This window comes from Bradyrhizobium sp. Kon37, from assembly GCF_055807535.1.
This window is the reverse complement of sequence record NZ_JBVVOY010000004.1, coordinates 404451-425056: the sequence shown is the minus strand read 5'-3', so window position 1 is coordinate 425056 and position 20606 is coordinate 404451. Positions and strand designations below refer to the sequence as shown.

Genomic DNA, 20606 nt, shown 5'->3' with positions numbered 1-20606 from the left:
CGCGCCCATGGCACGCGGGCTCGCTGTCTGCGCCGGCGTTCTTCTCATCGTGGGCGCGGCCGATGCGGCGCTCCACGATCTCCTCGCGCAGAACCCGTTCGGCGCGCCGCGTTCGCCACAAGCCACCCAGCCCGAGGCCGGCGGCCTGATCGGCTGGCTGCTGGCAAAACAGTCGGAATTTTACCGCCAGATGTCGGCGACCATCCGCGCCGCGAAGTCCGATGGCTCCGCGGTGTGGACGCTGCTCTTCATCTCGTTTGCCTATGGCATCTTCCACGCGGCTGGTCCCGGGCACGGCAAGGCGGTGATCGCCTCCTATCTCGTCGCCAATCGCGAGACCGCCCGGCGCGGCATCGTGCTGTCGTTTGCCTCCGCGTTGATGCAGTCGCTGGTGGCGATCCTGATCGTCGGCATCTCGGCCTGGGTGCTGAATGCGACCGCCAAGACCATGTGCAAGGCGGAAGGCGCGATCGAGATCGCAAGCTACGCCCTGATCGCGCTGTTCGGCCTGCGGCTGGTCTGGGTCAAGGGCCGCACCTTCATCCGTGCGCTGCAGGCGGTTCAGCCGGTGCCGGCGATCGCGGGCGTGCCGCATGACCATCATGATCTCGGTCACCACCATCACGATGCGCACGATCATCATGGCCACGATCACGCCCAGGCCCATCATCACCACCAGCATGACCACGTTCACGACGAGCATTGCGGCCATTCCCACGGTCCCACGCCGAGCGAGCTCGCCGGCCCCGGTGGCTGGGGACGCGGCTTTGCCGCGATCCTGACCGTCGGCATTCGCCCCTGTTCGGGCGCGATCCTGGTGCTGGTGTTCGCGCTGGCCCAGGGCCTGTTCTGGGCCGGCATTGCCGCGACCCTGCTGATGGGGCTCGGCACCGCGATCACGGTCGCGGCCATCGCTGTGGTCGCCGTCTCCGCCAAGGACATCGCCGCCCGCCTGAGCGCCGGACGCGACGGCGGCGGCGCACTGTTCATGCGCGGCATCGAATTCGCCGCCGCCGGCCTCGTGCTGCTGTTCGGCGCGGGTCTGTTGCTGGGCTACGTCGCGGCCGAACGGACGACGTGTTTTTGAGCGGCAGGCGTTGTAGCCCGGATGGAGCGAAGCGCAATCCGGGACAGTGCCGCCGTGGAGGAATCCCGGATTACGCTTCGCTCCATCCGGGCTACGATCTCAAGCTCACACCGGCAAGAACTGCTTCAACGCTGGCATGAAGAAGATCCCGAGATTGATCGCAAAGCCGATGCTCCAGAGGATGGAGCGCAGCGTCGGGCGGTTGCCGAGATAGGTCAGCACATAGGCGATCCGTACGATCAGGAACAGCACCGCGAGCTCGTCGATCAGGCGCTGCGGCGAATCCCTGTATTCGGCGAGCAGCACCGCAAAGGCGAAGAACGGAAAGGTCTCGATGCCGTTCTGGTGAGCGCCGAGCGCGCGCTGCGCGATGGCGTCCTCGAAGAAGGCCGGGTCGCGCGGCCGCGAATTGTCGAAGCCGCGAAATCTGATCCATTTGATCGAGACGATCGTTAAGAGATAGAGCAGCAGCGCCCCGAAAACGCACCATTCCGCCAGCGTCATGGTTCTCCCCCTGTGTACTGACCCTAGCGAAACCGCCCCAATCTTGACAAGTTCGGAACAACGCGCGACGCAACGGATCATGATGACAATCGCTCCCAGCCAGACCGCGATGCCGGCCACGCAGCCCGCCCCCTCGCGCGTCGGCGTGCTCCTGGTCAATCTCGGCACGCCCGATACCGCCGACGCGCGCGGCGTGCGGGTCTATCTGAAAGAGTTCCTCTCGGACGCCCGTGTCATCGAGGATCAGGGCTTGATCTGGAAGCTGGTGCTGAACGGCATCATCCTGCGCACCCGCCCCCGCGCCAAGGCGCGCGACTATCTGAAGATCTGGAACACCGAGAAGAACGAGTCGCCGCTCAAGACCATCACGCGCTCGCAGAGCGACAGGCTCGCGGCCATGCTCTCGGACCGCGACCAGGTCACGGTGGAGTGGGCGATGCGCTATGGTAATCCTTCGATCAAGTCGGGCATCGATGCCCTGATTGCGAAGGGCTGCGATCGCATCCTTGCCGTACCGCTCTATCCGCAATATTCGGCTGCGACATCCGCCACCGTCTGCGACGAGGTGTTTCGCGTGCTTGCCCGCATGCGCGCGCAGCCGACGTTGCGGGTGACGCCGCCTTATTACGCGGACGAAGCCTATATCGAGGCGCTCGCCACCTCGGTCGAGACGCATCTGGCAAACCTGCCGTTCAAGCCGGAGCTGATCGTCGCCTCCTTCCACGGCATGCCGAAGGCCTATGTCGAGAAGGGCGATCCCTATCAGGGCCAATGCGTGGCCACGACGGAGGCGCTGCGGCGCCGGCTCGGCATGGACGAGACAAAGCTGCTGCTGACGTTCCAGTCGCGCTTCGGATTCGACGAGTGGCTGCAGCCCTACACCGACAAGACCATGGAGCGTCTGGCGAAAGAGGGCGTGCGCCGCATCGCGGTGATCACGCCGGGTTTTTCCGCCGACTGCCTGGAGACGCTGGAGGAGATCGCGCAGGAGAATGCCGAGATCTTCGAGCACAATGGCGGCGAGCAGTTTTCCGCGATCCCCTGCCTCAACGACAGCGCCCCAGGCATGGATGTGATCCGAACGCTGGTGCTGCGCGAGCTCCAGGGCTGGATATAGTGAGCCTGGATCCGAGGAGCGCCCCATGAACCGTCGCGAGGTTCTGGCGCTTCTTGGGCTGACCGCGTCGCTGCCGACCTCGGTGCTGGCACAGCAAACGAATGCGACGCGCCGGCTCGGCGTGCTCTCGGTTACGGCGGCCGACGATGCGATCGGGCAGACGCGTAGCGCGGTCCTGGTCCAGGCGCTTGCCGACCATGGCTGGAAGGAGCGCGACAACCTCAAGATCGATTGGCGCAACGGCGGCGGCGACCGCGCACGGATCGCGCAATTCGCCGACGAACTCGTGGCGCTCAAGCCCGACATCCTGCTTGCAGTCGGCACGCCCTCCGTGGAGGAGCTGCGCCGGCGCACGACGACGGTCCCGATCGTTTTCGCCGTCGTCACCGATCCTGTCAGCCAGGGCTTTGTCCAGAATCTCGCCCATCCCGGCGGCAATGTCACCGGCTTCACCGATTACGACGGCCCGCTGGCCGGCAAATGGCTGGAGATGCTGACGCAGGTCACACCAAGACCGTCCCGTGTGTTCGTGGTCTACAATCCCGCCACCGCGCCGTTCGCGCCCCTGATGCTGCGTACGATCGAGGACGCCGGCCGCGCGCTCGATGTGACGGTGGAGCCCGCGCCGGTCCATGACACGGCCTCGATCGCCGCCCTGGCCTCGCGAAAGGACGGCGGCCTGCTGGTGCTGCCGGACTTCTTCACCATGTCCAACCGCGCGCTTCTGCTGGCGGCGATCAATGACGCGCGCGTGCCGGCGGTGTTCTGGAGCCGCACCTTCGTCGACGAGGGTGGCTTGATGTCCTACAGCACCGACAGCGCCGAGCAGCTCCGCCGCGCCGCCTCCTATATCGATCGCATCCTGAAGGGGGCGCGGGCGGCCGACCTGCCGGTCCAAAATCCAACCACGTTCGAGCTGGCGATCAACTTGAAGACGGCCAGGGCGCTCGGCGTCACGCTTTCGCCAAGCCTGCTCGCAACCGCGAACGAAGTCATCGAGTAGGATTTGGCTGCGACCGCCGGCGTGGCCGGATTCGTTAACGTCGTCGCTAGGTCTGCGCCAGCACGCTTTCAAGAGCGCCTCGCAAATACATAATCGCGACCATTCCCTCTCCCGGCGTCTTGTGTAGAATCCTGCCGATGCCGAAATCATCTACGACCGCTGAAGACTGAATCCTTTACTGAACGCTTTACTGAACCCTTGGGGTCGTGATCCCGACCAATGACAGCGCGGAAAAGGCCTTTCCCGACAATCTTTCCCGCCTTGGAGGAAATATGAGCGGTTTCGACATTTTCGCAATTGTGCTGGTTTTGCTGGTCATCGTCACGCTGGTTGCCGGCGTGAAAACGGTACCGCAGGGCTATGACTGGACCATCGAGCGGTTCGGCAAATACACCCAGACGCTGAGCCCGGGTCTCAATCTGATCGTGCCCTATTTCGATCGCGTCGGGCGCAAGATCAACATGATGGAGCAGGTGATCGACATCCCCGAGCAGGAGGTGATCACCAAGGACAACGCCACCGTGACGGTCGACGGCGTCGCTTTCTTTCAGGTGTTCGACGCCGCCAAGGCGAGCTACGAGGTCTCCAACCTGACCCAAGCCGTTACCGTGCTGACGATGACCAACATCCGTTCGGTGATGGGTTCGATGGATCTCGACCAGGTGTTGTCGCACCGCGACGAAATCAACGAGCGCCTGCTGCGTGTGGTCGATGCCGCCGTCTCGCCCTGGGGCCTCAAGGTCAATCGTATCGAGATCAAGGACATCGTGCCGCCGGCAGACCTCGTCGAAGCCATGGGCCGACAGATGAAGGCCGAGCGTGTCAAACGCGCCGACATCCTTCAGGCCGAAGGTGCACGCCAGTCCGAGATCCTGCGCGCCGAGGGTGCCAAGCAGGGCCAAATTCTCCAGGCGGAAGGTCGCCGCGAGGCCGCCTTCCGCGACGCCGAAGCACGCGAGCGGTCGGCGGAAGCTGAGGCCAAGGCGACGCAGATGGTCAGTGAAGCCATTGCCAAGGGCGACGTCGCGGCGCTGAACTATTTTATCGCCGACAAGTATATCAAGGCGTTCGGCCAGTTCGCGGACTCGCCGAACCAGAAGATCATCATGCTGCCGATCGAAGCCACCAGCATGCTCGGCTCGCTCGCCGGCATCGGCGAGATCGCGAAAGCCACGTTCGGCGAGAGTGCTGCATCCGCCGCTGCCGCCGCTCGTCGCGGTTCGGTGCCGTCGTCAAGTCCGACGCCGCCGGCGGTGCCGCCGCGGCAGAGCTAAAGCGCATGCCCCGGAAAAGTGAACACCGGTTTTCCCTCGCGACAAACGCGGAACGCGTTTGCGCGGAGGGCATGCGCCATTTCAAAGAGGTCGTGTCATGACCGACATGTTCGTATCGCTCGGCACCTGGAACTGGCTGATCTTCGGCTTCATCCTGATGGCGCTGGAGGTGCTGGCGCCGGGCGTGTTCCTGTTCTGGCTCGGGCTCGCCGCGCTGCTGGTCGGGCTGATCTCGTTCGGAGTAGGGATATCCTGGCAGATCCAGCTCGTGATGTTCGCGATCTTCGCCGCCGCCGCCGTGCCGGTATGGCGCCGGCTCGCCCGGCCGAAGCCGGATGCAATTGCCGCCAGCCCCTTCCTCAACAAGCGCGCGGATGCGCTGCTCGGCCGCGAGTTCACGCTGGAGAAGCCGATCGTCGACGGCAACGGCACCATGCGTATCGGCGACACGGTCTGGCGCGTCGCAGGTCCCGATACGCCGGCGGGCACGCGTGTGAAGGTGGTGCAGGTCGACGGTGCGAATCTGACGGTGGCGGCGGCGTAGCTATTTTCCCTCCCCCCTTGTGGGGGAGGGTGGCTCGCCGCGGAGCGGCGAGACGGGTGATGGGTATCTCGCCTCCAACGCTGAGCTGAGTTTGCGGAGACAAACCCCTCATCCGGCGCTTCGCGCCACCTTCTCCCACAAGGGGAGAAGGAAGATTGGAGTGCGGAGCTACGACTAACGCTACCTCTTCCACCGCTCCGCAAACCTATGCAGCGGCATGAACGTCTCGCACAATTCCCGCCCCAGCGCCGTCAGCCCGTAACCGCCAGCTTCGCCCAGCTCCACGAACCCGGCCTCGCGCAAATCGCCCAGCCGCGCCTGCAGCACCGTCGGCGAGGCCTCGTCGCAGGCCGCTCGCAATGCGCGCGAGGTGAGGGGGGCGTCGCGCAGCTCCCACAGGATTCGCAAGGCCCAGCGTCGTCCCAGGAGGTCGAGCAGCACCATGACCGGCCGCGCGGTGCGCGAGCCACGGACGCCGCGCGATCTCGAAGTGGTCTGTTTCGCCATCGCCGCCTCTTGCGTGATGCTACAAATAGTGTAGCGTACCGCTACAATAAATGTAGCAAAAGAGGCGGCCGATGTCCCAGGCCACACCGCGTATTGCCCCGCTCACCCCGCCTTATCCCCCGGAGATCCAGGCGCAGTTCGACCGCATCATGCGCGGTGCGCCGCCGCTGCTGCTGTTCCGGATAATGGCGGGCCACACCCGCGCCTGGGACAAGTTTCGCGCCGGCGGCCTGCTCGATCCCGGCCCGCTGTCGTTGCGCCAGCGCGAGATCGTGATCGATCGTACCTGCGCGCTGAACAAATGCGAATATGAATGGGGCGTGCACGTTGCGATCTTCGCCGCGCCGGCGGGGCTCAGCGCGGCGGAGGTGCGGGCGACCGTGCAGGGTGATGCGGCGTCGTCGTGCTGGTCCCCGGCCGAGCAGGCGCTGATCGCCGCCGTCGACGCGCTGCATCACCGCGCGACCTTTGACGACGCCGAGTTCGCCGCGCTGTCGGCGCATTACGACGAGGCGCAGATCCTGGAGATCATGCTGCTGTGCGGCTTCTACCGCACGGTGTCGTATCTGGCGAACGGGCTGCGGCTGCCGCTGGAGGACACGGCGGCAAGATTTCCGGCGTTGCTCTAACCGCCGTCATTGCGAGGAGCTTTTGCGACGAAGCAATCCAGGCTGTTTCCGCGGAGGCAGTCTGGATTGCTTCGCTGCGCTCGCAATGACGAGCGGATAGAGCGTGTCTTAAGCCACGCCCGCCCGCAGCAGATCGTGCAGATGCACGATGCCCACCACCTTGTCCGCCTCGGTCACGACCAGCGTCGTGATCTTGCGCGTGTTCAGCACCTCGATCATCTCGGTGGCCAGCATCGAGGGCGGCACGGTCTTTGGCTGTCTGGTCATGATGTCGTCGACCGACGCCGCCAGCAGGTCCGGCCGCATCTGGCGACGCAAATCGCCGTCGGTGATGATGCCGACGGCCTCGACCGCATCGTTGACGATGCAGACGCAGCCGAGACCCTTGGCCGACATCTCCATCACCGCGTCCGACATCTTGGTGCCGAGCGGCTTGACCGGGATCTCTGCGCCGGTGCGCATGTAGTCGCGGACGAATTTCAGCATCGCCCCTAACTTGCCGCCGGGGTGGAAATGCGCGAACTCCAGCGCGGTGAAGCCGCGGCCTTCGAGCAGCGCGATCGCGATGGCATCGCCGATCGCTGCCTGCATCAGGGTCGAGGTGGTCGGCGCCAGATTGTGCGGGCAGGCCTCGCGCGCCTTCGGCAGCTCGATCACGATGTCGGCGGCTTGTCCCAGCGAGGACGCCGCGTTCGACGTCACCGCGATCATGGGAATGGCGAACCGTGCCGAATAGTTCACCAGCGTCTTCATCTCCGGCTGCTCGCCGGACCAGGACAGCGCCATGATGACATCGTCGGTCGTGATCATGCCGAGGTCGCCATGACCGGCTTCGGCGGCGTGGACAAAGAAGGCGGGCGTGCCGGTCGAGGCCAGCGTTGCCGCGATCTTGCGACCCATATGACCCGACTTGCCGAGCCCGGTGACGATGACGCGGCCCTTTGCGTTGCGGATCAGATCGACCGCCTTGGCGAAGCTCGCGCCAAGCGGGCCGCGCAGGGCGGCGGCGAGCGCGTTGATGCCGCCGCTCTCCGTTTCCAGGGTGCGGAGTGCGGATTCGACACTGTCGGGAATGGGGCCGGATGATTGGGTCATCAGCGGTTTCGAACTCGGCATGTTCTGGTCCAGGGAGGAGGGGCGTTTGCCCGTTGGCGTCTGCTTAGCACGCCAGGGCCTTCGAGGCGACGAGGGCTCCCCAGCCCTCAACCGGTCGTTAACCATAATTGTTTTAACTCCATTAACGATGGTTCCCTCCGATCGGCGGGGATAATCGCGAAAGTGTTTGATTTCGTTGGAGTTCTTCCATCGTGGGGTCGTCTCCAGGCACGAGCCGGAGCAAGCGCGCGCATTTCCTGCGCGCGGCTTTGCCGTGCTTTTGGCTGACGGTCCTTGGAAGCGCCCCCGGGGCCGCCCAGAGCCTCACGGCCGACCTGTTCAGTCCTAACCGCGGTGGCTTCGCCTCGCCCGACACGCTGCCGACGCGCCGTACCGCGGGCGTGCCGCAGGCACCGTCGGATGCGCTGCCGACGTTGCCCGATCCCAATGCCGATTTGCGCAAGCGCCAGCAGGCGCCGGCGCGCCCAGGCCAGACCCCGAACAACCAAAACCCGACCAACCAAAATCCGACCAACCAGGTCCCGATCTACGGCCTGCCCGCAGCCAATGGCGCCAGCGCCTCCGGCTACGATTCGCTCAACCGCAAGCGACAGCAGCCCAAGCTCCATCCCGGACAGCCGAAGCCGAAGCGTCCGGTCGGTCCCGGCTCGCCGGTGCCGCCGGCAACGCCGGAGCGAACGCTCGGCCCGCCGCGCATCGCGCCGCCCCCGTCCGAGACCGCGCACAAGACACCGGTCCCGCCGGCGTTGGCCGGCAACGTGCCCGGCCAGCCGCTGCGCCGCCGCCTCAAGCTCGACGAGGATGCGTTCGGCGCGGTCGGCGACTATGCCGGCAGCTTCCTGATCAAGGGCGGGCTCGAGCTCTCCACCGGTTACGACACCAACCCGGCGCGTTTGAACAAGCCGGTCGGCTCGCCGGCCTATGTCGTTGCGCCCGACCTGCTCGTGGCGTCCGATTGGGAGCGCCACGCGCTGGTCGCGGATCTGCGCGGCTCGTTCTCGGGCTACACCAACAACATGCCGGCGACGATCGACGGCTTTGCCTCGCCCTCGCCGGTCGAGGTCGACCGCCCCGACTTCAACGGCCACATCGACGGCCGCATCGACGTCAATCGCGATCTCAAGCTGACCACGCAGCTGCGCCTGCGGCTCGCCACCGATAATCCCGGCAGCCCGAACGTGCAGGCCGGCCTGCAGAAGTATCCTGTTTACGCGACCTATGGCACGACCGTCGGCTTCGACCAGACCTTCAACCGCTTCCAGGTCGCGGCCGGCGCCACCGCGGATCGCACCGCCTACACCAACTCAAAACTCACCGACGGCTCGACCTTCAGCAACGACGATCGCGACTTCAACCAGTATGGCGGTGTGGGGCGCTTCTCCTACGAGCTGAAGCCGGGCCTGAAGCCGTTCGTCGAAATCCAGGGTGACACCCGCGTCCACGACCAGGCCGCCGACCGCAATGGCTTCTTCCGCGATTCGAACGGCGGCTACGCCAAGGTCGGCACGTCCTTCGAGTTCTCGCGCATCCTCACCGGCGAAGTCTCGGTCGGCTATTCCGCGCGCAACTATGTCGATCCGCGCCTCAGCCAGCTCGCGGGCTTCCTGACCTCGGGCTCGCTGATCTGGAATGCAAGCGGCCTGACCACGGTGAAATTCGCCACCGACACGCAGATCGCCGAGACCACCATCCCCGGCTCCTCCGGCGTGCTGGTGCACACCTACGGGGTCGAAGTCGATCACGACTTCCGCCGCTGGCTTACGGCCGTGGGCAAGTTCACCTACGGCACCTACGACTACCAGGGCCAGAATCGCAACGACAAGACCTACTCGTTCGAAAGCAATCTGATCTACAAGCTCAACCGCAACATCTGGATCAAGGGCACGCTGCGCCACGACATCCTGGATTCGAACCAGCCGGGGTCAAGCTCGCAGGGGACGGTGGTGATGGTGGGGGTGAGGTTGCAGAATTAGCGGGCACCTGACCGTAGGCTCCTAATGAAGCCAAACCTCAGCTGTCGTCCTGGCGAAAGCCAGGACCCATTACCCCAGGAGTGATTTGGCGAAGACTGATCGCTCGGGATTAGCGCCGTCTACCATCGAGAGATTCCGCGGTATGGGTCCTGGCTTTCGCCAGGACGACAGCGGATTGTTTGTCTGCCTTAAGCGGTGGCAGCTCGCCCCAACTCAGCGCGGCAGATCCGTCTTCCCCATCAAAAACGTATCGATCGACCTGGCGCACAGCCGGCCCTCGCGGATGGCCCAGACCACCAGCGATTGGCCGCGGCGCATGTCGCCGGCGGTGAACACGTTCGGGCGCGAGGTCTGATAGTCGAGCGTGTTGGCCTTGACGTTGCCGCGCGGGTCGAGCTCGACCGAGAGCATCTTGAGCAGTCCTTCGTGCACGGGATGGACGAAGCCCATCGCGAGCAGGACGAGGTCGGCGTCGAGTTCGAACTCGGTGCCGGCGATCGGCTTGAACTTGTCGTCGACGCGCACGCAATGCAGCTTCTTCACCTTGCCGTTCTCGCCGGTGAACTTCTGCGTCAGCACGGCGAATTCGCGGACCGCGCCTTCGGCCTGGCTGGAGGACGTCCGCATCTTGAGCGGCCAGTTCGGCCAGGTGAGGCCCTTGTTCTCGTGCTCCGGCGGGGCGGGCATGATCTCGAGCTGGGTCACGGAGAGCGCGCCCTGGCGCAACGAGGTGCCGATGCAGTCGGATCCGGTGTCGCCGCCGCCGATGACGACGACATGCTTGCCGGCGGCCAGAATCTCCTGGACGCCGCCCAGCGGTTCCTCGGACACGCGGCGGTTCTGCTGCGGCAGGAAGTCCATCGCGTAGTGGATGCCGGCAAGGTCGCGGCCGGGGATCGGCAGGTCGCGCGGGGCTTCGGCGCCGCCGGTCAGCGCCACGGCGTCGTACTCGTTGAGCATCTCGCGCGGATCGACATTGCCGTCGACGCCGACATGGCTGTTGTAGTGGAACGTGACGCCTTCGCCTTCCATCTGCGCGACGCGGCGGTCGATGACGTTCTTTTCCATCTTGAAGTCGGGGATGCCGTAGCGCAGCAGGCCGCCGGCCTTGGCGAACTTCTCGAACAGATGCACGTCGTGGCCGGCGCGCGCGAGCTGCTGCGCGCAGGCCATGCCGGCCGGACCCGAGCCGATCACCGCGACCTTCTTGCCGGTCTTCACGGTCGCCACTTCCGGCTTCAGCCAGCCATTGTCCCAGGCGCGGTCGACGATCGCGCATTCGATGGTCTTGATGGTGACGGGGTTGTCGTCGATGTTGAGCGTGCAGGAGGCTTCACACGGCGCTGGACAGATGCGTCCCGTGAACTCCGGGAAATTGTTGGTCGAGTGCAGATTGCGCGAGGCCTCTTCCCAGTTGCCCTGGTAGACGAGGTCGTTCCAGTCCGGGATCTGGTTGTTGACCGGGCAGCCGGGCGTGCCGGGCGCGACCGAGCCGGTGCCGTGGCAATAGGGAATGCCGCAGTTCATGCAGCGCGCGGCCTGGTCGCGCGTTTCCTTCTCGGAGAGGGGAACGACGAACTCGTGGAAATGCTTCACGCGCTCGGCGACCGGGGTGTACTTGCGGTCATGCCGTTCGATTTCGAGAAAACCCGTGATCTTGCCCATTAAACCCGAAGTCCCTGCCGCTTAAATTCGTTGTGTTTCTCTCTCGTCGTCATTGCGAGGAGCGTGAGCTTCGAAGCAATCCAGTCCGCATCAGAGGAGAAAGTCTGGATTGCTTCGCTACGCTCGCAATGACGGGGTGTGATGCTCAGGCCCCGATCGCGATTTTCGGCTCGGCGTCCGCGTTGGCGGCCATCTCGCGCAGCGCGCGCCGGTATTCGACCGGCATCACCTTGCGGAATTTGGGCAGCCAGTCCTTCCAGTTGGCCAGGATGTCGGCGGCACGCCTGGAGCCGGTCGCCTTGGCATGGCGCGTGATCAGGACGTGCAACCGCTCGACGTCGGAGGCGAGCAGGTCCTTGAACACGTCGACCCGGCCGTGCGCCTCGAGGTCACCGGAGTGGTGATAGGTGCCGGCGTTGATCAGCTCTTCCGACAGCACCGGCTCGAGCTCGACCATTGCCATGTTGCACAGCCTGTCGAAGTCGCCGGTCTCGTCCAGCACATAGGCGATGCCGCCGGACATGCCGGCCGCGAAGTTGCGCCCGGTCTTGCCGAGCACGACCACGATGCCGCCGGTCATGTATTCGCAGCAATGGTCGCCCGCGCCCTCGACCACCGCCACGGCGCCGGAATTGCGCACGGCAAAACGCTCGCCGGCGATGCCGCGGAAGTAGCACTCGCCTTGAATGGCGCCGTACATCACGGTGTTGCCGACGATGATACTCTCTTCCGGCACGATGCCGCTGTTGGCCGGCGGCTTGACGATGATCTTGCCGCCCGAGAGGCCCTTGCCGACATAGTCGTTGGCTTCGCCTTCGAGCTCGAAGGTGACGCCTTGCGCCAGCCACGCGCCGAAGGCCTGGCCGGCGGTGCCCTTGAGGCTGACATGGATGGTCTCATGGGGCAGGCCGGCATGGCCGTAGATCTTGGCGACCGCACCCGACAGCATCGCGCCCGCGGAGCGGTTGGTGCTGTTGATCTTGGCCTCGATCTTCACCGGCGCACCGCGGTCGAGCGCAGGCGTCGCCTGCTCGATCAGCGTGCGATCGAGCACCGCTTCCAGATGATGGTTCTGGCGCTCGGAGTGATAAATCTTCTGGCCCTTCTCTTCCTTCTGCTTGACGAAGAGCTTGGAGAAGTCGAGCCCCTTGGCCTTCCAGTGCGCGACCAGCTTGGTCTGGTCGAGCAGCTGCACCTGGCCGATCATCTCGTTGAAGCTGCGGAAGCCGAGCGAGGCCATGAGCTCGCGGACCTCCTCGGCGACGAAGAAGAAGTAGTTGATCACATGCTCGGGCTGGCCGGTGAAGCGCTTGCGCAGGACGGGGTCCTGGGTCGCGACGCCGACCGGGCAGGTGTTGAGATGGCACTTGCGCATCATGATGCAGCCGGCCGCGATCAAGGGCGCGGTGGCGAAGCCGAACTCGTCGGCGCCGAGCAGCGCGCCGATCACGACGTCACGGCCGGTGCGGAAGCCGCCGTCGACCTGGACCACGATGCGGCTGCGCAGCCGCTCTCGCACCAGCGTCTGGTGGGTTTCGGCGAGGCCGATCTCCCAGGGGCTGCCGGCGTGCTTGATCGAGGTTAGCGGCGAAGCGCCGGTGCCGCCCTCGAAGCCCGCGATGGTGACATGGTCGGCGCGCGCCTTGGCGACGCCCGCCGCCACCGTGCCGACGCCGATCTCCGAGACGAGCTTGACCGAGACCGCGCCGTCCGGGTTGACGTTCTTGAGGTCGTAGATGAGCTGCGCCAGATCCTCGATCGAGTAGATGTCGTGGTGCGGCGGCGGCGAGATCAGGCCGACGCCAGGCGTCGAATGCCGGACCTTGGCGATGGTCGCGTCGACCTTGTGGCCGGGCAATTGGCCGCCTTCGCCGGGCTTGGCGCCCTGCGCCATCTTGATCTGCATCATGTCGGAGTTGACGAGATACTCCGTGGTGACGCCGAAGCGGCCCGAGGCGACCTGCTTGATTGCCGAGCGCATGCTGTCGCCGTTCGGCAGCGGCTTGAAACGGTCGGCTTCCTCGCCGCCTTCGCCGGTGTTCGACTTGCCGCCGATCCGGTTCATGGCGATCGCGAGCGTGGTGTGCGCCTCGCGCGAGATCGAGCCGAAGCTCATCGCGCCGGTGGCGAAACGCTTGACGATGTCCTTGGCCGGCTCGACCTGGTCGAGCGGTATCGGCTTGCGCTTCTCTTCGTCCGCGTTCTTGATCCGGAACAGGCCGCGTAGCGTCAGGAGACGCTCCGACTGCTCGTTGAGGATCTTCGCGAAGGCGCGGTAGCGTTCCAGCGAATTGCCGCGCGCGGCGTGCTGCAGCAGCCCCACCGACTCGGCGGTCCATGCATGGTCCTCGCCGCGGCTGCGATAGGCATATTCGCCGCCGACATCGAGCGAAGTCTTGTAAACGAGCGCATCGCCGAACGCGTCGGCATGACGGCGCACCGCCTCTTCGGCGATCTCGCCAAGACCGACGCCCTCGACGCGGGTATGCGTGCCGGCGAAGAATTTTCCGACGAATTCCGCCTTCAGGCCGATGGCGTCAAAGATCTGCGCGCCGCAATAGGACTGGTAGGTCGAGATGCCCATCTTGGACATCACCTTGAGCAGGCCCTTGCCGATCGACTTGATATAGCGCTTGACGATTTCGTAGTCGTCGAGCGAGCCGGGCAGGCGGTCCTTCATCGCGATGATGGTCTCGAACGCCAGATAAGGATTGATCGCTTCCGCGCCGTAGCCGGCGAGACAGGCGAAGTGATGCACTTCGCGCGGCTCGCCGGATTCGACGACAAGGCCGACCGAGGTGCGCAATCCCGTGCGGATCAAATGATGATGCACGGCGGCGCAGGCCAGCAGCGACGGGATCGGAACCCGATCGGTGCCGACCATGCGGTCGGACAGGATGATGATGTTGACGCCCTCGCGCACTGCGCTCTCGGCGCGTGCGCAGAGCTCATCCAGCACCTGGTCCATGCCGGCCGCGCCGAGGCCGGCGTGGAAGGTGGTGTCCAGCGTGCGCGACTTGAAATGCGACTCGGCGACCTCGGAGATCGAGCGGATCTTTTCGAGGTCCGCGTCGGTCAGAATCGGCTGACGCGCTTCGAGGCGCTTGGTGGTGGCAAGGCCTTGCAGGTCGAACAGGTTCGGCCGCGGTCCGATGATGGAGACGAGGCTCATCACCAGCTCCTCGCGGATCGGGTCGATCGGCGGGTTGGTGACCTGCGCAAAGTTCTGCTTGAAGTAGGTGAACAGCGGCTTGGCCTTGGCCGACAGCGCCGAGATCGGCGTGTCGTTGCCCATCGAACCTGCGGCTTCCTCGCCGGTGGAGGCCATCGGCGTCATCAGGATGGTGATGTCTTCCTGGCTGTAGCCGAACGCCTGCTGGCGATCGAGCAGCGACAGGTTGGAGCGCACGCCGGTGGTCGGCACCTTCGGCAGCTCTTCCAGCACGATCTGGGTCCGCTCCAGCCACTCCGTGTAGGGATGGCTTCTGGCGAGCTCAGCTTTGATCTCGTCGTCGGGGATGAGGCGGCCCTGCTCGAGGTCGACCAGCAGCATCTTGCCGGGCTGCAAGCGCCACTTGGTGATGATCTGGTCCTCGGGAATCGTCAGCACGCCCATCTCGGACGCCATCACGATGCGGTCGTCCTTGGTGACGAGATAGCGCGCCGGCCGAAGGCCGTTGCGGTCCAGCGTGGCACCGATCTGGCGGCCGTCGGTGAAGGCGATCGCGGCGGGGCCGTCCCACGGCTCCATCAAGGCTGCATGATATTCGTAGAAGGCGCGGCGCTTCTCATCCATCAAGGGATTGCCGGCCCACGCCTCCGGAATCATCATCATGACGGCGTGCGGCAGCGAGTAGCCGCCCTGCACCAGGAATTCGAGCGCGTTGTCGAAGCAGGCGGTGTCCGACTGGCCTTCGTAGGAGATCGGCCAGAGCCGGTTGATGTCCTTGCCGTACAGCTCGGAGCTCACCGAGGCCTGGCGCGCCGCCATCCAGTTGACGTTGCCGCGCAGCGTGTTGATCTCGCCGTTATGCGCGATCATGCGGTAGGGATGCGCCAGCGACCATGCCGGGAAGGTGTTGGTCGAGAAGCGCTGGTGAACGAGCGCCAGCGCGCTCTCGAAATCCTTCTCGTGCAAATCGGGATAGTACTTGCCGAGCTGGTCGGCGAGGAACATGCCCTTGTAGATCACGGTGCGGCAGGACATCGAGCACGGATAATAGCCGGCGAGGCCGCGGTCGCGACGCTGATAGATCGCTTGCGAGATCGACTTGCGCAGGATGTAAAGCCGGCGCTCGAAATCGTCCTCGGTCTTGGCGGTGCCGTTGCGGCCGATGAACACCTGCATGCAGGCGGGCTCGGTCGGCTTCACGGTGACGCCGAGCGAGGAATTGTCGGTCGGCACGTCGCGCCAGCCGAGCAGCGTCAGGCCCTCTTCCTTGATCTGGTCGGCGATGATGCTCTTGATGACGTTGCGCCAGGCGGTGTCGCGCGGCATGAACAACGCGCCGATGGCGTATTCGCCGGGATTGGGCAGTGCGAAGCCGAGCTCCTTCGCCTTGCGGCTGAAGAAAGCATGCGGGATCTGCACCAGAATGCCGGCGCCGTCACCGGCGCGCGGGTCGGCGCCGACGGCGCCGCGGTGCTCGAGGTTGCAGAGGATGCTGAGCGCGTCCGCGACGATCTCGTGGGACTTCTGGCCCTTGATGTTGGCGATGAAGCCGACGCCGCAGGAATCTTTTTCCAGGCTCGGATCGTAGAGACCTACGGCCGGCGGCCGTGAATTGTGTTCCTGAATCGGATCGGTCGTTTTCGAGGCGACCGTCGCCGACAGTTGTTCTGCCACGATGTTTCCGCGCTCGACTTGCGACCCGTTCATGTTCTCGTCCTCTCCATGCGGCAAGCTGCCTCACCGCCATCTTCGGCGCACCTTGGGCGTCCCGCGGCACCCGCTTCTGGGTCACCGCTCGTCCGCTTGCGAGCCGCATTTTCTTAAATTCAGGCCAAGGCGTTCTTCGTCCCCGAGAACGGCTTTGCCTGTTGCCTTCTTGGCGCTCGAAAGCACCGACTTTCGTTGCAATCCCTATGCCGGGAACCGCAAGCAAAATTGAGACAGTCTTCCTGTCCTAACCGTCACCTTGCCAAATTTTTGTCTATCACACAAGCGCGCGCAAGTCCCGATTCCCCATAGATCAATCAATCGCTTTCCAAAAGTTGCGCGGCCCCGCTTTTGAAGCAAACGCGCCCTGATCCGGCCCCGCCGACGCCGGAATCCCCAATGAAGCTTCGGATCAACCCTTCGGAAGCCGCGCCACGCCGCAAGAAGCGAAAGAGCGCGATCCATCCGGGGGCCTGACAGGAGCGTCTCGATCATGAAGTTTTTCACAGGATGGATGGCTGCCGCCGCGCTGGCGCTGGCCGCGACCGCCGCTCAAGCGCAAGTTCCAGCGCGAGGGGCGATGATCGCAGTCTCGGATTTCGACGGACCCTATGCGCCACCGGAGGCCGCGCCGCCGCCGCCGCGCTACGGCTATGGCTACGAAGAGCGTGGGCCGGCTCCGGTGCTGCTGCCATCGACCGAGGTCTACGCGGTGCTGCGCGAGAACGGCTTCTCTCCACTGGGCATCCCGCGCCTGCGCGGCGGTGTCTACACCATCGCGGTGATCGACCGCCGCGGCGAGGACGGCCGGCTCGTGATCGATGCCCGCGACGGAAGGATCTTGCGCTTCATGCCGGCTGCCGACGCCTACGGCATGGCACCGGGCTACGAGCAGCCTGCGGTTGCACCTTACCGCCCGCAAAGTGCGCTGCCGCCGCCGACCATGGTCCGCAGTGGTCCGCCCCGCCCACCGGCCCCGATCCCGCATGTCGCCAGCCGCTCCGTGCCGCTGCCCAAGGCGGCTCCGCCGCGTGAGGCCCCGGTCGTCGCCGCCAAGCCGGCCGAGCCTGCGACGCCGCAGGCCCAGGCGCCGCAGGCACAGCCTGTGACGCAGACCGCGGCCGCCGTGCCGTCCAAGCCCGCTGAGGTCGCACCGCAAGCCGCCGCGCCAACCGTGGGTCAGGTCAAGCCTGCCGCGACGATCCTGCCTACGCAGGAGATGCCGGCGGCACAGGGGCTGGACTAAGCGCGGGCGTTTGATGCGATGGCCCGCATCACACCAACGGTGTCGTCCTGGCGAAGGCCAGGACCCATACCGCGAGGTGCATCATTTGAATGACGCGGGAGTACCGAACTCCGAATTTTCGCCAAACTCTTCCCTGGGGTAATGGGTCCTGGCCTTCGCCAGGACGACGTTGGGGAGAGAGTGGAACAAAGCAAAGGCACCTGAGCATTCAGGCGCCTTTGCACCATGACTAGCGCCGCTCAGCTCCGGCCATACCCCGCCGCTTCCAGGATCAAATTCGACACCTCCTTCGGATGCGACACCAGCGAGAGGTGGCCGGCATCGAGTTCGATCGTGGTTGCGTTCATGCGCTTGGCGAGGAAGCGTTCGAGATCGGGATTGATGGTGTAGTCGTTCTTCGACACCGCGTACCAGCTCGGCTTGGAGTGCCATGCCGCCTCGGTGGTGCGACCGGCGAAGATCGAGGCGGCGGTCGGCCATTGCACGGCGTAGAGCTCCTTGGCCTGCTCCGGCCTCACGCCATTGGCAAAATACTTCAGGAAGGCGTCTTCCGAGAGTTTTGTGTAGCCGTCGCGCTCGACGACGCCGGCGCGTGCCGGTCCCGCCGGAAACTGCTTCGACAGCGCGACGAAATCCTCGTTGGCATCGGGCGCACGTGCGGCGACATAGACGAGGCCGCTGACCTTCGGGTCGGTGCCGACCTGGCTGATCACAGTGCCGCCCCAGGAATGCGCGACCAGCACGGTCGGACCATCCTGTTCGGCCAGCACGCGCTTGGTCGCCTCGACGGAGTCCGCAAGCGACGACAACGGATTTTGCACGGCAGTCACGTTGAGGCCGGCGGCCTGGAGGATCGGGATCACCTCCGACCAACTCGAGCCGTCGGCCCAGGCGCCGTGCACCAGCACGACGTTCTTGGCCTTTACGGTCTGCGGCGTCTGCGCGTGAGCAAGGGTGAGCGGGGCCGCCAGCAGGCTCGCGGCGACGAAAAAGCTGCGCCAGAAAGTCATGATCGTTCTCCGTCTTGTTTTGGGGTTCGATAGCCAAAGGACGACGCGCGGGCCGACGGCGTTACGCCAATTCACCGCTCTGTGATGCGGCGCAACAGTCCAGCACGGCCGTTCAGCAATCGGTGACGTCCCGGCCACGGCCGAGACCATCTTCAGGCAAGGTATGGCAGATCCGTCGTTCGGTATTTCTTCCGCGCACGATTGATCGAACTCGCGGCAGGATTCCCCGGCTCTCGCCGGGACGAGGAGAGCCCAACAAAAAAACGCCCCGGGGCACCGGGGCGTTTTCGCAACCTGGAAGTGGCCGACGTGATTTACGCGGCTACCGAGTTCTCGATCACCTGTGCGCCTTGCGCACCGGTGTTGATCGCGATCTGGCGGGGCTTCTTCGCTTCGGGAATCTCACGGACGAGGTCGACGTGAAGCAGCCCGTTCTCGAGCGAGGCGTTCTTCACTTGCACGAAGTCGGCAAGCTGGAAGGCGCGCTCGAAGGCACGCGCGGCGATGCCGCGGTACAGCACTTCGGCCTTCGAGTTCTCGTTGGCGACTTTCTCACCCTTGATCGTCAGCGTGTTTTCCTTCGCGACGATGGAGAGCTCATCCTTGGCAAAGCCCGAGACCGCAACGGTGATGCGGTAGTCGTTCTCGCCGGTGCGCTCGATATTGTAGGGGGGATAACCGGGGCTGCCGTCCGAACCGGCCTGGTCGAGCAGGTTGAAGAGGCGGTCGAAGCCGACGGTGGAACGGTAGAAGGGGGTCAGGTCGTAGGTACGCATAGTCAAGTCCTCCATTGAGCGACTGTTGAGTAACCCGCCCGCCAATCGGGCCGGGCTTTCGTCTGTGTGCAGCCTGATGTTCCGGTTCCGAAACACTGGTAGCGGCCTGCACCAAGGTGATATGGGTTGAGGAGAACGGCGTTCAAGAGGGCGGATACTTAGCCTTTTCGGCGCTCCCGCCCCCTGATTTGCAGCACTTCGTGCCCAAGCCCTCCCCATCATGACGCTGGTCTCGATACCCTCCAATCCCGTTCCCGAAGACGTCGTCAGCGGCACCATCAAAACCCCTGATGGCGTCGAGCTGCGCTTTGCGCGCTGGGCGCCGCCGGCGAACCGCAAGGGCACCGTCTGCGTCTTCACCGGACGCAGCGAGCAGATCGAGAAATATTTCGAGACCGTGCGCGATTTGCGTGACCGCGGCTTTGCGGTGGCGATGATCGACTGGCGCGGGCAGGGCCACTCCTCGCGTCGCCTGCGCGATCCGCGCAAGGGCTATGTCCGCGACTTCGCGGATTTCGAGATCGACGTCGAGACCTTCGTGCAGCAGGTGGTGCTGCCGGATTGCCCGCCGCCCTTCTTCGCGCTCGCCCACTCGATGGGCGGCACGGTGATGCTGCGGGTGGCGCATGCGGGCAAGCGCTGGTTCGACCGCATGGTGCTGTCGGCGCCGATGATCGACCTGCCCGGCCGCGCCACCTCGTTTCCGGCGCGGGCTCTGCTGAAAACGATGCGCGTGTTGGGGATGGGCGGCCGCTATGTCCCCGGCGGCAGCGACCAGATCACCGGGCTCAATCCCTTCATCAACAATCCGCTGACCAGCGATCCCGTGCGCTATGCGCGCAATGCCGCGATCCTGGAGGAGGATCCGACCCTCGGGCTCGCGTCACCGACGGTCGCCTGGGCCGATACCGCCTTCCGCGCGATGAACACCTTCAGGGGCAAGAACTACCCGTCCGAGATCCGTCAGCCGATCCTGATGCTGGCGGCCTCCAGCGATACCGTGGTCTCGATCGCGGCGATCGAGGAGTTCGCCTATCATTTGCGCGCCGGCTCCCATCTCGTGATCGCCGGCGCCAAGCACGAGATTCTCCAGGAGCAGGACCGCTACCGCTCCCAATTCTGGGCAGCCTTCGACGCCTTCGTGCCGGGCACGCCGCTGTTCAAGTGAGGGGAAGCGACGGTGCGCTCCCTCGCCCCGTTCTTACGGGGAGAGGGTTGGGGTGAGGGGCCTCTCCCGGCACGCAAGATCGTCGAGAGACCTGTACCCCCTCACCCG

General features: G+C 65.0%; 16 protein-coding genes. 9 read left to right on the top strand and 7 right to left on the bottom strand.

Going from position 1 to position 20606, the window contains the following annotated elements:
* Positions 1-7 precede the first annotated feature (7 nt).
* Positions 8-1087 (top strand): nickel/cobalt transporter, encoded by a 1080-nt coding sequence (locus AC0L3J_RS12790; protein WP_473347316.1) that lies wholly within the window; start codon positions 8-10, stop codon positions 1085-1087.
* Between the two features lie 105 nt (positions 1088-1192).
* Here AC0L3J_RS12790 and AC0L3J_RS12785 read toward each other — a convergent pair whose 3' ends face one another.
* Entirely contained in the window at positions 1193-1591 is a 399-nt protein-coding gene (locus AC0L3J_RS12785; protein WP_027565541.1) for an MAPEG family protein, read from the bottom strand.
* Between the two features lie 79 nt (positions 1592-1670).
* Here AC0L3J_RS12785 and hemH point away from each other — a divergent pair, with 79 nt between their 5' ends.
* The 4 genes from hemH to AC0L3J_RS12765 all read left to right on the top strand — a co-directional run bounded on the left by hemH (position 1671) and on the right by AC0L3J_RS12765 (position 5529).
* Positions 1671-2708, top strand: a complete 1038-nt coding sequence (hemH, locus tag AC0L3J_RS12780; protein ID WP_473347217.1) for a ferrochelatase — start codon at positions 1671-1673, stop codon at positions 2706-2708.
* Positions 2709-2733: 25 nt separating this feature from the next.
* A complete protein-coding gene (locus AC0L3J_RS12775; protein WP_473347216.1) occupies positions 2734-3711 on the top strand; it encodes an ABC transporter substrate-binding protein in 978 nt (325 codons plus the stop codon).
* Between the two features lie 272 nt (positions 3712-3983).
* Positions 3984-4985 (top strand): SPFH domain-containing protein, encoded by a 1002-nt coding sequence (locus AC0L3J_RS12770; protein ID WP_473347215.1) that lies wholly within the window; start codon positions 3984-3986, stop codon positions 4983-4985.
* 97 nt (positions 4986-5082) lie between these two features.
* Positions 5083-5529 carry an NfeD family protein gene (locus AC0L3J_RS12765; protein WP_473347214.1) on the top strand — a complete coding sequence of 149 codons (447 nt, stop codon included), beginning with the start codon at positions 5083-5085 and terminating at the stop codon, positions 5527-5529.
* 180 nt (positions 5530-5709) lie between these two features.
* On the opposite strand, the gene AC0L3J_RS12760 is transcribed toward AC0L3J_RS12765, so the two are convergent.
* On the bottom strand, positions 5710-6036 hold the full coding sequence (locus AC0L3J_RS12760; protein ID WP_473347213.1) for a winged helix-turn-helix transcriptional regulator: 327 nt from the start codon (positions 6034-6036) through the stop codon (positions 5710-5712).
* Between the two features lie 71 nt (positions 6037-6107).
* On the opposite strand from AC0L3J_RS12760, the gene AC0L3J_RS12755 reads away from it, so the two are divergent.
* A complete protein-coding gene (locus tag AC0L3J_RS12755) occupies positions 6108-6665 on the top strand; it encodes a carboxymuconolactone decarboxylase family protein (RefSeq protein ID WP_473347212.1) in 558 nt (185 codons plus the stop codon).
* 108 nt (positions 6666-6773) lie between these two features.
* Here AC0L3J_RS12755 and AC0L3J_RS12750 read toward each other — a convergent pair whose 3' ends face one another.
* On the bottom strand, positions 6774-7781 hold the full coding sequence (locus tag AC0L3J_RS12750) for a KpsF/GutQ family sugar-phosphate isomerase (protein ID WP_473347211.1): 1008 nt from the start codon (positions 7779-7781) through the stop codon (positions 6774-6776).
* 191 nt (positions 7782-7972) lie between these two features.
* On the opposite strand from AC0L3J_RS12750, the gene AC0L3J_RS12745 reads away from it, so the two are divergent.
* On the top strand, positions 7973-9754 hold the full coding sequence (locus AC0L3J_RS12745) for an outer membrane beta-barrel protein (protein ID WP_473347210.1): 1782 nt from the start codon (positions 7973-7975) through the stop codon (positions 9752-9754).
* Positions 9755-9967: 213 nt separating this feature from the next.
* Here AC0L3J_RS12745 and AC0L3J_RS12740 read toward each other — a convergent pair whose 3' ends face one another.
* Together AC0L3J_RS12740 and gltB are read right to left on the bottom strand one after the other, a co-directional pair.
* A complete protein-coding gene (locus AC0L3J_RS12740; protein ID WP_456767614.1) occupies positions 9968-11419 on the bottom strand; it encodes a glutamate synthase subunit beta in 1452 nt (483 codons plus the stop codon).
* A 145-nt stretch (positions 11420-11564) separates the two neighbouring features.
* Positions 11565-16298 carry a glutamate synthase large subunit gene (gene gltB, locus AC0L3J_RS12735; protein WP_473347209.1) on the bottom strand — a complete coding sequence of 1578 codons (4734 nt, stop codon included), beginning with the start codon at positions 16296-16298 and terminating at the stop codon, positions 11565-11567.
* A gap of 493 nt (positions 16299-16791) precedes the next feature.
* Here gltB and AC0L3J_RS12730 point away from each other — a divergent pair, with 493 nt between their 5' ends.
* Positions 16792-17544, top strand: coding sequence for a hypothetical protein (locus tag AC0L3J_RS12730; RefSeq protein WP_456767616.1), 753 nt, complete (start codon positions 16792-16794; stop codon positions 17542-17544).
* 239 nt (positions 17545-17783) lie between these two features.
* On the opposite strand, the gene AC0L3J_RS12725 is transcribed toward AC0L3J_RS12730, so the two are convergent.
* Both AC0L3J_RS12725 and AC0L3J_RS12720 read right to left on the bottom strand, forming a co-directional pair.
* The gene (locus AC0L3J_RS12725) at positions 17784-18554 is read right to left on the bottom strand and encodes an alpha/beta fold hydrolase (protein WP_473347208.1); all 771 of its coding nucleotides are present in this window, start codon (positions 18552-18554) and stop codon (positions 17784-17786) included.
* A 314-nt stretch (positions 18555-18868) separates the two neighbouring features.
* Positions 18869-19330 (bottom strand): Hsp20 family protein, encoded by a 462-nt coding sequence (locus AC0L3J_RS12720; RefSeq protein WP_007597127.1) that lies wholly within the window; start codon positions 19328-19330, stop codon positions 18869-18871.
* A gap of 220 nt (positions 19331-19550) precedes the next feature.
* Here AC0L3J_RS12720 and AC0L3J_RS12715 point away from each other — a divergent pair, with 220 nt between their 5' ends.
* On the top strand, positions 19551-20498 hold the full coding sequence (locus tag AC0L3J_RS12715) for an alpha/beta fold hydrolase (RefSeq protein ID WP_007597126.1): 948 nt from the start codon (positions 19551-19553) through the stop codon (positions 20496-20498).
* Positions 20499-20606: the final 108 nt, after the last annotated feature.

Coding starts and splice junctions, on each gene's coding strand:
- AC0L3J_RS12790 (WP_473347316.1), top strand. CDS start 8: ATGGCACGCGGGCTCGCTGTCTGCGCCGGCGTTCTTCTCATCGTGGGC.
- AC0L3J_RS12785 (WP_027565541.1), bottom strand. CDS start 1,591: ATGACGCTGGCGGAATGGTGCGTTTTCGGGGCGCTGCTGCTCTATCTC.
- hemH (WP_473347217.1), top strand. CDS start 1,671: ATGATGACAATCGCTCCCAGCCAGACCGCGATGCCGGCCACGCAGCCC.
- AC0L3J_RS12775 (WP_473347216.1), top strand. CDS start 2,734: ATGAACCGTCGCGAGGTTCTGGCGCTTCTTGGGCTGACCGCGTCGCTG.
- AC0L3J_RS12770 (WP_473347215.1), top strand. CDS start 3,984: ATGAGCGGTTTCGACATTTTCGCAATTGTGCTGGTTTTGCTGGTCATC.
- AC0L3J_RS12765 (WP_473347214.1), top strand. CDS start 5,083: ATGACCGACATGTTCGTATCGCTCGGCACCTGGAACTGGCTGATCTTC.
- AC0L3J_RS12760 (WP_473347213.1), bottom strand. CDS start 6,036: ATGGCGAAACAGACCACTTCGAGATCGCGCGGCGTCCGTGGCTCGCGC.
- AC0L3J_RS12755 (WP_473347212.1), top strand. CDS start 6,108: ATGTCCCAGGCCACACCGCGTATTGCCCCGCTCACCCCGCCTTATCCC.
- AC0L3J_RS12750 (WP_473347211.1), bottom strand. CDS start 7,781: ATGCCGAGTTCGAAACCGCTGATGACCCAATCATCCGGCCCCATTCCC.
- AC0L3J_RS12740 (WP_456767614.1), bottom strand. CDS start 11,419: ATGGGCAAGATCACGGGTTTTCTCGAAATCGAACGGCATGACCGCAAG.
- gltB (WP_473347209.1), bottom strand. CDS start 16,298: ATGAACGGGTCGCAAGTCGAGCGCGGAAACATCGTGGCAGAACAACTG.
- AC0L3J_RS12730 (WP_456767616.1), top strand. CDS start 16,792: ATGAAGTTTTTCACAGGATGGATGGCTGCCGCCGCGCTGGCGCTGGCC.
- AC0L3J_RS12725 (WP_473347208.1), bottom strand. CDS start 18,554: ATGACTTTCTGGCGCAGCTTTTTCGTCGCCGCGAGCCTGCTGGCGGCC.
- AC0L3J_RS12720 (WP_007597127.1), bottom strand. CDS start 19,330: ATGCGTACCTACGACCTGACCCCCTTCTACCGTTCCACCGTCGGCTTC.
- AC0L3J_RS12715 (WP_007597126.1), top strand. CDS start 19,551: ATGACGCTGGTCTCGATACCCTCCAATCCCGTTCCCGAAGACGTCGTC.